Origin of the sequence: Sphingomonas faeni (assembly GCF_040407565.1) — a bacterium.
Lineage (GTDB): Bacteria > Pseudomonadota > Alphaproteobacteria > Sphingomonadales > Sphingomonadaceae > Sphingomonas > Sphingomonas faeni_F.
Genome location: NZ_JAPZPR010000008.1, coordinates 155,728 through 168,326, shown reverse-complemented (window position 1 = coordinate 168,326; position 12,599 = coordinate 155,728). Strand labels below are relative to the sequence as shown.

Annotated in this window: 12 protein-coding genes; 6 read left to right on the top strand and 6 right to left on the bottom strand. The window is 67.3% G+C overall.

What is annotated here, in order from left to right; all coding sequences use genetic code 11:
• The first annotated feature begins 35 nt into the window (after window positions 1–35).
• Entirely contained in the window at window positions 36–1,148 is a 1,113-nt protein-coding gene (locus O6Y00_RS17165) for a serine hydrolase (RefSeq protein WP_353443788.1), read from the top strand.
• A 151-nt stretch (window positions 1,149–1,299) separates the two neighbouring features.
• On the opposite strand, the gene O6Y00_RS17160 is transcribed toward O6Y00_RS17165, so the two are convergent.
• The 5 genes from O6Y00_RS17160 to hflK all read right to left on the bottom strand — a co-directional run bounded on the left by O6Y00_RS17160 (window position 1,300) and on the right by hflK (window position 8,130).
• Window positions 1,300–2,544: a M20 metallopeptidase family protein gene (locus O6Y00_RS17160; protein WP_353443787.1), complete on the bottom strand. Its 1,245-nt coding sequence runs from the start codon at window positions 2,542–2,544 to the stop codon at window positions 1,300–1,302.
• A 175-nt stretch (window positions 2,545–2,719) separates the two neighbouring features.
• Window positions 2,720–4,363 carry a helicase HerA-like domain-containing protein gene (locus O6Y00_RS17155; RefSeq protein ID WP_353443786.1) on the bottom strand — a complete coding sequence of 548 codons (1,644 nt, stop codon included), beginning with the start codon at window positions 4,361–4,363 and terminating at the stop codon, window positions 2,720–2,722.
• A gap of 111 nt (window positions 4,364–4,474) precedes the next feature.
• Entirely contained in the window at window positions 4,475–6,031 is a 1,557-nt protein-coding gene (locus O6Y00_RS17150; protein WP_353443785.1) for a Do family serine endopeptidase, read from the bottom strand.
• Between the two features lie 102 nt (window positions 6,032–6,133).
• Window positions 6,134–7,000 carry a protease modulator HflC gene (gene hflC / locus O6Y00_RS17145; RefSeq protein ID WP_231420249.1) on the bottom strand — a complete coding sequence of 289 codons (867 nt, stop codon included), beginning with the start codon at window positions 6,998–7,000 and terminating at the stop codon, window positions 6,134–6,136.
• Window positions 6,997–8,130: a protease modulator HflK gene (gene hflK, locus O6Y00_RS17140; protein ID WP_353443784.1), complete on the bottom strand. Its 1,134-nt coding sequence runs from the start codon at window positions 8,128–8,130 to the stop codon at window positions 6,997–6,999. Before hflK ends, hflC begins: the two co-directional genes overlap by 4 nt.
• Before the next feature lie 70 nt (window positions 8,131–8,200).
• Here hflK and O6Y00_RS17135 point away from each other — a divergent pair, with 70 nt between their 5' ends.
• From O6Y00_RS17135 to O6Y00_RS17115, 5 genes are all read left to right on the top strand, one after another.
• Window positions 8,201–9,151 carry an Mrp/NBP35 family ATP-binding protein gene (locus O6Y00_RS17135; RefSeq protein ID WP_353443783.1) on the top strand — a complete coding sequence of 317 codons (951 nt, stop codon included), beginning with the start codon at window positions 8,201–8,203 and terminating at the stop codon, window positions 9,149–9,151.
• A 98-nt stretch (window positions 9,152–9,249) separates the two neighbouring features.
• A complete protein-coding gene (locus tag O6Y00_RS17130) occupies window positions 9,250–9,693 on the top strand; it encodes a CoA-binding protein (protein WP_353443782.1) in 444 nt (147 codons plus the stop codon).
• A gap of 67 nt (window positions 9,694–9,760) precedes the next feature.
• Complete coding sequence (locus O6Y00_RS17125) at window positions 9,761–10,096, top strand: hypothetical protein (protein WP_353443781.1); 336 nt, start codon at window positions 9,761–9,763, stop codon at window positions 10,094–10,096.
• A complete protein-coding gene (locus tag O6Y00_RS17120) occupies window positions 10,093–10,539 on the top strand; it encodes a hypothetical protein (protein ID WP_353443780.1) in 447 nt (148 codons plus the stop codon). Before O6Y00_RS17125 ends, O6Y00_RS17120 begins: the two co-directional genes overlap by 4 nt.
• A 28-nt stretch (window positions 10,540–10,567) precedes the next feature.
• Complete coding sequence (locus O6Y00_RS17115; protein WP_353443779.1) at window positions 10,568–11,038, top strand: hypothetical protein; 471 nt, start codon at window positions 10,568–10,570, stop codon at window positions 11,036–11,038.
• A 246-nt stretch (window positions 11,039–11,284) separates the two neighbouring features.
• Here the strand turns inward: O6Y00_RS17115 and O6Y00_RS17110 are convergent, their stop codons facing one another.
• The gene (locus O6Y00_RS17110; RefSeq protein WP_353443778.1) at window positions 11,285–12,574 is read right to left on the bottom strand and encodes a homoserine dehydrogenase; all 1,290 of its coding nucleotides are present in this window, start codon (window positions 12,572–12,574) and stop codon (window positions 11,285–11,287) included.
• Between the last annotated feature and the right edge of the window lie 25 nt (window positions 12,575–12,599).

Sequence of the window (12,599 nt, the reverse complement as noted above, 5' to 3'; positions counted from 1 at the left end):
AGGGTCGGGTCTTCAGTGCAGGGCGTTCAAGCAACATGACATCGACGAGTGCGATCAACCGTCTTCTGGCAACGGCACTGTGTGGCGTGTTGCTGGCGGGATGCGGATCGGCGTCGCGTCCCGGCGCGACCGCGATCGCGCCGATCTCTCAGGATCAGGGGATCGTCTCGATCCCGGTGCCGCCACCCTTGCCGCGTCAGTTGCGCCCTGCTCCCACCAGCCTCGTCAACGCGATCTCCGAACTGCAGAGCGGGTTCCAGGGCAAGGCGGGGATCGCGGTGCGCGCAGTCGACGACGGCTGGACGGTCGAAGCCGGCGGGCGCCAGTTGCTGCCGCAGCAGTCGGTCAGCAAGCTGTGGGTCGCGCTGACCGTCATGGACCTGCGCGATCAGGGCAAAATCCGGCTCGACGAACCGATCGTGGTCCGGCCGCAGGATCTCACGCTGTTCCACCAGCCGATCGCGATGCTGGTAAAGGGCGACGGCTATCGCACCACCGTCGGCGAATTGCTGACCCGGGCGCTGACGCATAGCGACAACACGGCCAACGATAGGCTGCTCACACGCGTCGGCGGACCGTCCGCGGTGCGGTCGATGATCGACCGGAAACAGCTCGGCGCGATCCGGTTCGGTCCTGGCGAGCGGCTGTTGCAGAGCGGCACGGCCGGGCTGAAATGGCAACCTTCCTATGCGGTCAACGGCGGCTTCATGACCGCCCGCAACCGGTTGTCGCCCGCAGTGCGCGAGGCTGCGCTGAACGCGTATGTCCGCAATCCGCCCGATGGCGCCGCCCCGATCGCGATCGCCGATGCGATTGCGCGGCTGGCAAAGGGGGATCTGTTGTCGGAGACGTCGACCAAGATCCTGCTCGATACGATGGGCCGCTCGGTCACCGGGCGCGCCCGGCTGCGCGCGGCGCTTCCGGGGGGCTGGGAGATCGCGCACAAGACCGGTACGGGGCAGGATCTCGGTCGCCGCAACGCCGGATTCAACGACGTCGGGCTGCTGACCGCGCCGGATGGCCGTCGCTACGCGATCGCGGTGATGATCGGGGACACCATCCGGCCGATGCCCGAGCGGCAGCGGTTGATCCAGGCGGCGGCCGCGGCGGTTGCGAACTATGCGGGGACCACGCGGTCTTCGAACTAAATTCAGCGGTATCGGGGCGGATGAACTCCACCTCAACCGTCATCCTGACGAACGTCAGGACCCAGAGCCAAACACGGTACCGCTCGTGATCCTGGGTCCTGACTTTCGTCAGAATGACGTAAAAAGAACAGTCGTCCCTACAGGATCGACCTCAGTCGAAGCCGTTCGCCAGGAAGCGCTCGGCCACCGCGCAGTGCATCGCGATCCCGTGGGCCATGACGCGTTCGTCGATCGTCATCTTCGTGTTGTGCAGCGGCGGGTTGGTGCGCGGATCGCTGCCCTCGGGCGCGGCACCGATGAACGCCATCGCCCCGGGCAGCTTCTGGAGGACGTACGAGAAGTCCTCCGCGCCCATCATCGGCGGCATCACCTGATACGCGCCCTCGCCGCCGATCGCGGTCGCGCACGCCTTCATCAGGTCGGTGGCGCGCTCGTCGTTGACGGTGACCGGGTAGCCTTCCTCGATCGTCGGCGTGCCGACGGCGCCGTGCGCGGCGGCGATGCCCTCGACCATGCGGATGAAGGCGGCACGGACCTGTTCGCGCGTGCGCTCCGAGAGGGTGCGCATCGTGCCGAGCATCTCGACGGTCGACGGAATGACGTTGTGCGCAGACCCTGCGTTGAGCTTGGTGATCGACAGTACCGCCGGGTCGGTGACCGCCACCTGCCGTGCGACATAGGTCTGGAGCGCGGTGACGATCTCGCAGGCGATAGGCAGCGGGTCTAGACAGTCGTGCGGCATCGCCGCGTGCCCGCCGCGGCCGGTGATCATCGCGCGCAACGTGTCGGTCGACGCCATCAGCGTGCCCGCGCGGCTGACGACATGCCCCATCGGCATGTTCGGCGATATGTGAAGCGCGAAGCCCGCCTCGGGAAGCGGCGAGTCGAGCAGGCCGTCGGCGATCATGTGGCGCGCGCCGTGATGCCCCTCCTCGCCCGGCTGGAACATGAAGACGACCGTGCCAGGCAGTTCGTCCCGCCGTGCGCACAACGCCTTGGCTGCACCAACCAGCATCGCGGTGTGCGAATCGTGCCCGCAGGCGTGCATCGCGCCGTCGATCTTCGACGCGAACGGAAGGCCGGTTTCCTCCTGCATCGGCAGCGCATCCATGTCGCCGCGGAGAAGTACCGTCCGGCCGTTGCCGCCGGCAGTGCCTGCGCGGCCGCCGCGGAGAATCGCGACAAAGCCGGTGGTCGAGGTCCCCTCGCGGATTTCGAGCGGGAGCCCGGCGAGCGCGGCCTTCACCTTGTCCGAGGTGCGCGGGCAGTGGAGGCCAACTTCGGGGTCGGCGTGGATCGCGCGGCGGAGCGTGATCGCTTCGTTGAGGCTGTCTTCGCCGATCGCGGTCCAGTCGGTCGGGGTCCAGTCGGTGGTGGATTCGAAATCGAGGGACATGTCTGACTCCTTGAATGGCTTAACCACCACCCCGGCGGAGGCCGGGGCCCAATTGGGAAGGTCGATGTAACGGAGCGCCGTCCGACGTTACCTCCGTTCCCCAATTGGGCCCCGCCCTCCGCCGGGGTGGTGTGTTTGTTTGGGGGGCGGCTCGGCCCCTGATCATGAGGGCAGTCTACCCCCGGAACAGCCCGCCTAAAACCCCGCGCAGTACCGTACCGACCAAGCCGCCGCTCGACGACGAGCGGCGGGACTTGGTCCCGAACACCTGCTTGCCGATCTCGTTCGCCACCTGCCGGCCGATCGACGAACTTGCCGCGCGTGTCGCCGACGATGCCATCTTGGTCCAGGGCGAATTCGCCGCCTCGCGGTCGGCCTCTCGCTGCTGGCGATCCGCCTCGCGCTGGTCCGCGATACGGGCGCGCTCCGCCTCTTTCGCCGTCTTCGCATCGAGCTTCGCCTGCGCCGCCGCGGCCTTATCCGCCTCGGTCGTCGCCTTCGCCTCAGCCGCCGCAGCGCTCGCCTCCTGCGTTTTCGCCGCCAGCAGCTCCTCGGCCGACTCGCGATCGACCAGCGTGTCGTACTTCGCGCCGATCGCATCGGTCTCGATCATCACCTTCCGCTCGGCCGGCGTGATCGGCCCGACGCGCGAGGCGGGCGGCTTGATCAGCGTGCGCTCGACCGGCGTCGGTGCGCCATCCGCCTGCAGCAACGACACCAGCGCCTCGCCGACCTTCAGCTCGGTGATGATCGTCGCAACGTCGACGCCGGCGTTCGCCCGGAACGTCTCCGCCGCCGAGCGCACCGCCGCCTGATCGCGCGGCGTAAACGCGCGCAACGCATGCTGGACGCGGTTGCCGAGCTGACCCGCAACGGTGTCGGGAACGTCGATCGGGTTCTGCGTGATAAAATACACGCCCACCCCCTTCGAACGGATCAGGCGGACGACCTGTTCGATCTTCTCCAGCAGAGCCTTGGGCGCCTCGTCGAACAGCAGATGCGCCTCGTCGAAGAAGAAGCACAGCACCGGCTTGTCGGGATCGCCGACCTCGGGAAGATGCTCGAACAGCTCGCTCATCAGCCACAGCAGGAACGTCGCGTACAGTTTCGGCGAGGCCATCAGCTTGTCGGCAGCGAGGATGTTGACGATCCCCCTGCCCCGGTCGTCGACGCCGATGAAGTCGTTCATCTCCAGCGCCGGCTCGCCAAAGAAATTCTCCGCACCCTGCGTGCGCAACTGGAGCAACGAGCGCTGGATCGCACCGATCGACTGTTTCGAAACGTTGCCGTACGTCACCGTCAGCTCGTCCGCCCGCCCCGCGCATTCCGTCAGCATCGCCTGGAGATCGTCGAGGTCGATCAGCAGCAGCCCTTCCTTGTCGGCGACGTGGAAGGCGATCGTCAGCACGCCCTCCTGCACCTCGTTGAGGTCCATCAGCCGCGACAGGAGCAGCGGCCCCATCTCGCTGATCGTGGTGCGGATCGGATGCCCCTGCTCGCCGAACAGGTCCCAGAACTGAACGGGATTGTCGGCATAGGCCCAGCTATCGTCGCCGATCGCCTTGGCCCGCTCGGCAAACGTCGCGTGCGTCTTCGCGGTCGGCGACCCGGCCATCGCGAGGCCCGACAGGTCGCCCTTCACGTCGGCGACGAAACACGGCACGCCGTTCGCCGAGAAGCCCTCGATGATCCCCTGCAACGTCACCGTCTTGCCGGTACCGGTCGCGCCCGCGATCAGGCCGTGGCGGTTGGCGCGCTTCAGCTCCAGCGTCTGCGGCTTGCCGTCCACGCTCGCGCCGATGAAGATGCCGTCGGTCATGGGTCTCGTCCTCTGTATCCGGCGCCGACCCTAACCTCGCGCGCGCCAAAGAAAAAGGACCGCCGCTCAGGCGAGCGACGGTCCTTTCGGGTCAGTCATGTCGGTCGTTTATTACTTGATCTTGACCGGCAGGAACGTGGCCGGGCTACGGCCGCGCTTCACCTGCAACAACACCTGCGGGCGACCGGCCGCCTTGGCCGTGTTGACCGCGTTCTGGACGTCGACCGCGGTGCGGACGGGCGTGCCGTTGACCGAGATGATGACGTCGCCGCGCTTGAGCTTGCCATACGCGTCGCTGGTCTGCGCGACCACGGCGATGACGACGCCCTGCGTGCTGGCTTCGACGCCGACCGCCTGCGCGATCGCCGGGGTCAGCGGCTGGACGCCGATGCCAAGCGCTGCGCCGGCCACCGGTGCGGCGGGCGTGGCCGAGTCATCGCCGTCGTCACCGTCGTCGGAGCCGAAGCCTTGCGCATCGCCACCGACCACAGCCGCCAGCTTGTCCGCGCTTGGACGCGGCACCACGACCACGTTTGCCGAAGTCGGCTTGCCGTTGCGCAGGATGTCGAGCCGTGCGGTCTGGCCGGGCTTCACGTTGGAGACGAGGTAGGACAGCGACTGGTCGACCGTCACCGGCTGGCCGTTGACCTTGGTCACGACGTCGCCCGCGCGCACGCCGGCCTTGGCCGCCGGACCGCCCGCGGTCACGTCGTTGATCAGCTCGCCCTGGTTCTTGGGAATGCCCAGCGCCGCGGCGGTATCCTCGTTGATCGTGCCGCCCGGCTGAAGCTGGACGCCGATATAGCCGCGCTCGATCGTGCCGCCCTTCATGAAGGTGGCGATGATCGGCTTGGCGACGGCCGCGGGGATCGCGAAGCCAATGCCGATATTGCCGCCCGACTGGCTGAAGATCTGCGAATTCACGCCGATCACGTTTCCGTTGAGATCGAACATCGGGCCGCCCGAGTTGCCCTGGTTGATCGACGCGTCGGTCTGGATGAAGCGATCATACGCACCGCCCTGGCCGGTGACGCGGTTGATCGCCGAGACGATACCCGCGGTCACGGTGCCGCCGAGGCCGAACGGCTCGCCGATCGCGACGACCCAGTCGCCGACGCGGGCGCCGTTCGAATCGCCGAACTTCACGAACGGCAGGTTGGCCGCGTCAATCTTCAGCAGCGCGAGATCGGATTCCTGATCCTTGCCGATGACCTTGGCGACATATTCCTTCTTATCGCTGAGCGTCACGGTGATCGAATCGACAGTCGCGCCCTGTGCGCCCGGCGAGATCACGTGATTGTTAGTGACGACATAGCCGTCCGGCGAGATCAGGAAGCCCGAACCGAGCGAGGCGCCTTCGCGCTTCACCGGCGCACCACCCTGGCCGCCGCCGCCCATGCCGCCGAACAGGTCGCCGAACGGCGTACCCGCGAACGGATTGGCCTGCTGCTTCTGGACGATCGTCTGCTTGGTCGAGATGTTGACGACCGCGGGCTGGAGACGCGCGACCATGTCGGCGAAGCTCATGGGCGCGCCGGGTTTCGGCGAGACCGCCTGGATCGCACCGGGTTCGTTCTGCGCGACCTGCGCGCCGCTCGGCTGGAGCGCGAGCGTCGCGGTCGCGCCGCCGAGGAGAAGAGCACTGGTAATGGCGTAGGCGTAACGCACTAGATGTTGTCCTCTCGTTTCATCAATCGAAACAGATCGCCGTTAGGCAAGCCGTCCTGAACGATGCTTGAATATGAACAGGGGTTCAAAGGTTCCGCAGGATCAACGCCCGCGGCCCTCGAATTCCCTCAGGTAACTGTTGTTCGGCGACAGAATGATCGAGGTCGATCCTTCCGGTGCCGGGCCACCGTCGGCACCGAACGTGTGCCGGTACGACTGCATCGCGCGGTAAAAGTCGTAGAAATCAGCGTCCTTGCCGAAGCTCTCGGCGTAGATCTTCGCTGAATCCGCATCCGCCTGCGCACGAACGATCTGCGCCTGCTTCTGGCCCTCGGCGCGGATCGTGATCGCCTCCTGCTGGCGCGCGCTCGACATACGCTTGAGCGCGCTTTCGAGTGGCAGGCCGACGGGCAGGTTCGCCTGCTTGATGCGGACATCGACGATCTCGACGCCGTACTGGCTGGCGACGCGCTGGAGACCCTTCTGGATGTTGTCCATCAGCTCCGACCGTTCGGGGCTGAGCAGTTCGACAAAGCGTCGTTTGCCGAGCTCGTTGCGCAGCGCAGACCCGAGGATCGGGCGCAGCTGATCGGGAATCCGATCCTCGCTGCCGACCGCATTGCGCATCTTGCGCGGATCGACGATCCGGTAGCGCGCATAGGCGTCGACCTCGAGCCGGAGCTGGTCGGTCGACAGCACCAGCGTGTTGTCGAGCTCGAGGTCCTGCACGCGCTTGTCGATCCAGACGATCCGGTCGACGAACGGGATACGCGCGATCAGACCGGCACCGGTCTGGCCGAACGGGGTGTTCGGCTGCCACGCGTTGACGGTACGGATCGGCTGGCCGAAGCGCAGGATCACCGCCTGCTTGGTCTCGGGGACGATCGCGAAGGTCGATGCGGCGAGGATCACCAGTAACAGGGCGACGATCCCGGCGACGATCGGGTTGCGGAAACTCACGGCGTTCACTGGGCAGCTCCAGGCTGGGGGGCAGCCGCCGCCGCGGCCGGCGCTGGCGTCGACTGGACAGCCTCCGGGTTCGGCAAACGCTTGGCGTTGGACAGCGGCAGATACGGCACAACCCCGCCCGGCGTCTCGACGATCGTCTTGTCGCTCTTGGCGAGCACCGCCTCCATCGTCTCGTAATACATCCGGCGACGCGTCACTTCGGGCGCGAGCTTGTACTGCTCGTAGACCTTATCGAACGACGCGGCCTCGCCCTGCGCGCGCGCCACGACCTGCTGCGCGTACGAGCGCGACTGGTTGAGGTTGGCGATCGCCTCCTGCTGTGCGGCGGTGACGGCGTTGAAGTCCTCGACGATCCGCGCGGGCGCAGCTGCCTGCTTGATCGCGACGCCCTGGATGCGGACGCCCGACTTGTAGTCGTTGAGGATCTGCTGCGTCAGGTCGGCCACGCGCTGCTCGATCACTGTACGCCCCGTACCGATCGCCTGGTCGAGCGTCGTCGTCGCGACCACCGCGCGCATCGCGCTCTCGGCGGCGGCGCGGACGGTGTCGTTCGGCTCGGCGAGCTGGAACACGTAATCGCGGGGATCGGCAATGTCCCAGCGCACCGAATAGGCGAGATCGATAATGTTCTGGTCGCCGGTCAAAGTCAGGTTCTCGCCGTCACCGACGGGAAAATTGTCGGTCCGAATCTTCTGCACGTCGACCACCGTCACGTCGGCGATCGGTGCAGGCATCGTCAGGCGCAGGCCGGGATCGAGCGTGCCGGCGTACTTGCCGAAATACGTGACGACGCCGCGTTGCTGCGGGCCGATCTGGTGGACCGAGGTGAACAGGATCCAGACGACCGCGATGATCGCGACGCCAATCGCCCAGAGCGCACGGGCGTTGGCGCCCGAGGGCAGGCCGCCGAAGCCGCCAGTGCCGCCACCGCCGCCGCCCGAGCCGCGCGCTTTCCGCAGGAACTCGTCGAGCGCGGTCGGCTTGGCGGCAGGTTTGCGGCCACCGGGTGGTTGCGCCCAAGGATTGCGCGGGCCGCTGTTACCGTCGTCGCCCGAGCCGCCCCAAGGGCCTTTCGGTGTTTCGGTGGCGAGGATATCGGGGCGCCGGAACCAGCGCGAGAAGATCGTCATACCAACCTTTATAGGTGTGCGCTGGCGGAAAAACAGTGCCAAGCGGCCTTAGCGGTCCTATCTGGCACGGATGATCGACATCGAAGGCGTAAAGGCGGCGGTTGCTGCAGTAGCGGGCAAGCGGGCGACCGTCCGGCTCGAAGGGACCCGAGCGGGCATCATCATCGATGCGACCGGGCTCGACCCGCAAGCGCGTGATGCGCTGGAAGCGACCGTGCGGATGGCCGCGACGCAGCCCGGCGTGACCGAAGTACGGATCGCGGTCACCGCTGAACGCTCGACCCGCCGGCTGATCGCGGTCGCCAGCGGCAAGGGTGGCGTCGGCAAATCGACGCTCGCCGCCAATCTCGCCATCGCGATGTCGCGTGCCGGTCGCCGCGTCGGGCTGGTCGACGCCGATATCTACGGTCCGTCGCAGCCCCGGCTGATGAACGTCGAGGGCACGCGCCCCACTGCGAAGGACAAGGTGCTCGACCCTGTCCCCACACCGTACGGCGTACCGTTGCTTTCGATGGGCCAGCTCGTCGAGCCCGGCAAGGCGATCGCGTGGCGCGGGCCGATGGCGGCGGGGGCGCTCGGCCAGCTGGTCGAGGCGGATTGGGGCGTTACCGATACGCTGGTGCTCGATCTCCCCCCCGGCACCGGCGACGTCCAGCTGACGATGGTCCAGAAATACCGCCCCGCAGGCGCGGTGATCGTCTCGACCCCGCAGGATCTCGCGCTGATCGATGCGCGTCGCGCGATCGACCTGTTCGAAAAGGCCGGCATCCCGATCATCGGTCTGGTCGAGAACATGGCGGGGTACATCTGCCCGCATTGCGGAGAGGCGTCGGACCCGTTCGGCAACGGCGGCGCAGAGGCGGCGGCGCGCGAGCTCGGCATCCCGTTCCTCGGCCGCGTGCCGCTGACGATCTCGATCCGCACCGCGTCCGATGCCGGCACACCGCCCGCCTCGAACCCGGACGATATGATTTTCATGCCGATCGCTGCTCAGGTCGTCGCATGGCTCGGAAAACTGTGAAACCCGCAGGCCTGATCCACGTTGTGTTATTACCGGTCGTACCCGACGCGTAGAGTCGCGGTACGAGCGGACCAGGTTTCTTCTCGCAGGAGGCATCGATGCCGTTGACCGCCGATGCCGATATTAAGACGCTGCTCGAAAACGCACGTACGATCGCGATGATCGGCGCCTCCGACCGCCCCAATCGCCCGTCGTACGGCGTGATGGCCAAGCTTCAGGCGCATGGCTACCGCGTGATCCCGGTCAATCCGCAGATCACCGGCGAGCATGTCCACGGCGAGTTCGTGTTTCGCGACCTGTCGCAACTTGGCGACCCGATCGACATCGTCGACATCTTCCGCAACTCCGCCGCGGCCGGTGAGGCCGTCGACCAGGCTATCGCGGCGGGCGCGAAGGCGGTGTGGATGCAACTTGGCGTCGTGAACGAAGAAGCCGCGGCACGCGCCGAAGCGGCTGGTCTGCAGGTGGTCATGGACCGTTGCCCGGCGATCGACATCCCCCGGCTCGGCGTCGCGAAGATCGGTCCTGCCGCCGACGAATAGCGGCGACCGAATGATGCTTGCCCTGCAAGACTAACGTCGCCATCCTCTGCCGTGTCCGGAGGCGTTCATGCTGGCGATGCTGTTGTCGATACTGATCGAAGACCCGCTGATGGCCGCTGCCAAGTCGAGGATGGCGGCCGAGCAGCCATGCCTGCCAAGCGCCGACGAGACCGACATCACCGTCTGCGGCCTGCGCAAGGCCGACCGCTACCGGGTGCCGTTCGTCGAACACGACCCTGGCGACCCCGCGCATGAAAGCGTCAGGGGGGAACGCATCCGGCTGCTCCACCGCACCTCGCCGCTCGACGATCTAAGCCCGTTCCAGGTCGGAGGGGGCATGGCGGGGGTCAGCGTGACGGTCGGCGGCGAAGGCGGAACCTCGATCCGCAAGCCCGCCCCATGAGCGCCGTAGCGACCATGATTACGAGCGCGCTGCTTCAAGTTGCCGCGGCCACGTCCGGCCCCTTGCCTGCGAAGCCGGCGGCGGCACCGGAGCGCTTCTCGATTCTCGTCGACCCTTGTGCCGCCGCGTCGCGGGACGGCAACGAGATCATCGTCTGCGGGGCGACCGCCAAGGACAGCCCGCGCCTGCCGATGCGTGACGATCGTGGCCCGCCCGACCGTGCAGTCGCCGCCAATCCCGAACTCAGCGCCGTCCGCGCGCTGCAACTGGCGAACACGCCCTGCACGGCGAGCCAATGGGGCTGTCAGGTCGGTTTCGGCCCCCCGATCGCGCCGATCGCCAAGGCAGCCGTCGGCCTCATCAAAAGCGCGCTCGCCAAGAAGCCCGACAAGAGCGGTCGCGTGCCGATCGATCTCGACGGCCCCGTGGGCACCGTGAACTAGCGGCAGGCGGTCGGTGTCGTTCCTTGCCGTGACCCTGTTCCTGCAAGCCGCGACGTCGGGCATTCCCACCACGCCGATCGTCGCGCCGCCGCCGCCGCCGCCGCCCAGCTGGTCGATCCTCGATCCGCCGCGCTGTCCAGGCTCGAGCCCGACGGAAATCATCGTCTGCGGCAGCAACGGATCGGCTGAGCAGCGGCTACCGCTACCCGGCGAGCGCGCCCCACAGGATCGACCCCGCCAACCCACCGGCGACCCGCGCGCGGCGCTCGACAATGCCGGCCCGGCGTGCCCGCCCGGCGGCTGCACGGGCGTCGACCTGTTCACGGTCCCGGTCGTGCTGATCCGCGGCATCGGCGCGCTGATCGATCCGCATAGCTGTTGCGAGAATGGCGAGGGGAAAGACCCGATGGCGCTGGTTCGCGACATCGGGCGGAAATTTCGGAAGAAGCCGGATAAGACGAACCGCGTGCCGATCGTGCTCGATGAGCCGGTGAAGTAAAGGTACTCGCGTACCATTGCGGCACGACTCCCTTATCCTTGTTTCCCCGCGAAGGCGGGAACCCAGCCTGGGCTCCCGCCTACGCGGGAGAACACGGGGAGGTAGCGTTACTGTCCACCACCCCGGCGAAGGCCGGGGCCCATTGGAAAGGTTGCAGTGACGGCGCACAGTCCGCCGTTACAACCGTCCCCCAATTGGGCCCCCGCCTTCGCCGGGGTGGTTGCGTCCTGTGGTAGCGAGCCTGCCTCAATCCAGAATATGCATCCACATCGGCTGCCCCACGAGGCTCTGCGACCCCCGCAGTTTTTCCAGCGCCTGCGCGACCGACCGCTCGGGGCTCTCATGCGTCACGATCGCCACCAGCACGCTGCCATCCGCGATCGCCCCGCGCTGGATCAGGCTCTCGATCGAGACGCCGGCGTCACGCATCGCCGCGGCGATCTCGGCCAGCACGCCAACCCGGTCCGCCACCGTGAAGCGCAGATACGCCCGCCCTCGCCGCTCGCCGCTGTCCGCCTTGGGTGCCGCCGTAAGCGAGACGACCGGCATCGCGAACGGCGGGCCGAACTCGCCGCGCGCAATGTCGATCAGGTCGGCCACTACCGCACTCGCGGTCGGGCCATCGCCCGCACCCGCGCCCTGGAACAGCAGGCGGCCCACAAAATTGCCTTCTGCGACCACGGCATTGAGCGATCCGGTGACGTGCGCGAGCGGGTGATCGATCGGCACGAGATGCGGATGGACGCGCTGGAACAACCCGTCCGCGCCTGCCTCGGCCAGACCGAGCAGTCGCACGCGATAGCCCAAGGCCGCCGCCTCGGCGATATCCGCACCCAGCAGATGCCGGATACCGCTGATCGCAACGTCGTCGAACGCCGGCTGCGTCCCGAACGCGACCGCCGCCAGGATCGACAGCTTGTGCGCCGCATCGACGCCGTCGATGTCGAAGCTCGGATCGGATTCCGCAAATCCCAGCGCCTGCGCTTCCGCCAGCACCTCGGCAAAGTCGCGCCCTTCCGATTCCATCTTCGACAGGATGAAATTGCAGGTACCGTTGAGGATCCCGTAAACGCGGGCGATCTCGTTCGCCGCCGCACCTTCGCGCAGCCCCTTGATGACCGGGATACCGCCCGCGACCGCCGCCTCGAATTTCAGCGCAACGCCCGCCCCTTCGGCTGCCTGCGCGAGTTCGAGCCCGTGATGCGCGATCATCGCCTTGTTCGCGGTAACGAAACTCCGCCCCGCCCCCAGCGTGCTCCGCGCGAGCGTAAGCGCCGGACCATCGGAACCCCCGATCAACTCGACCACGACATCCGCCCCCGGCTGCTTCGCCAGCGCGGTCGTATCGTCGACCCACGCGAAGCGCGACAAATCGACGCCGCGATCCTTGCCGCGATCTCGCGCGGACACCGCAACGATCTCGATCTCGCGCCCGGCGCGCCGCGCAATCAACTCGCGGTTCGCATCCAGCAACCGGATCACCCCGCCGCCAACGGTCCCCAGGCCCGCCAGGGCCACGCGCAATGGTTCGCTCATTTTCGTCCTCCACTCGCGCGTCCGG

Excerpts from the sequence above, each read along its gene's own strand:
- O6Y00_RS17165 (WP_353443788.1), top strand. The coding sequence starts at position 36 with ATGACATCGACGAGTGCGATCAACCGTCTTCTGGCAACGGCACTGTGT.
- O6Y00_RS17160 (WP_353443787.1), bottom strand. The coding sequence starts at position 2,544 with ATGTCCCTCGATTTCGAATCCACCACCGACTGGACCCCGACCGACTGG.
- O6Y00_RS17155 (WP_353443786.1), bottom strand. The coding sequence starts at position 4,363 with ATGACCGACGGCATCTTCATCGGCGCGAGCGTGGACGGCAAGCCGCAG.
- hflK (WP_353443784.1), bottom strand. The coding sequence starts at position 8,130 with ATGACGATCTTCTCGCGCTGGTTCCGGCGCCCCGATATCCTCGCCACC.
- O6Y00_RS17135 (WP_353443783.1), top strand. The coding sequence starts at position 8,201 with ATGATCGACATCGAAGGCGTAAAGGCGGCGGTTGCTGCAGTAGCGGGC.
- O6Y00_RS17130 (WP_353443782.1), top strand. The coding sequence starts at position 9,250 with ATGCCGTTGACCGCCGATGCCGATATTAAGACGCTGCTCGAAAACGCA.
- O6Y00_RS17125 (WP_353443781.1), top strand. The coding sequence starts at position 9,761 with ATGCTGGCGATGCTGTTGTCGATACTGATCGAAGACCCGCTGATGGCC.
- O6Y00_RS17120 (WP_353443780.1), top strand. The coding sequence starts at position 10,093 with ATGAGCGCCGTAGCGACCATGATTACGAGCGCGCTGCTTCAAGTTGCC.
- O6Y00_RS17110 (WP_353443778.1), bottom strand. The coding sequence starts at position 12,574 with ATGAGCGAACCATTGCGCGTGGCCCTGGCGGGCCTGGGGACCGTTGGC.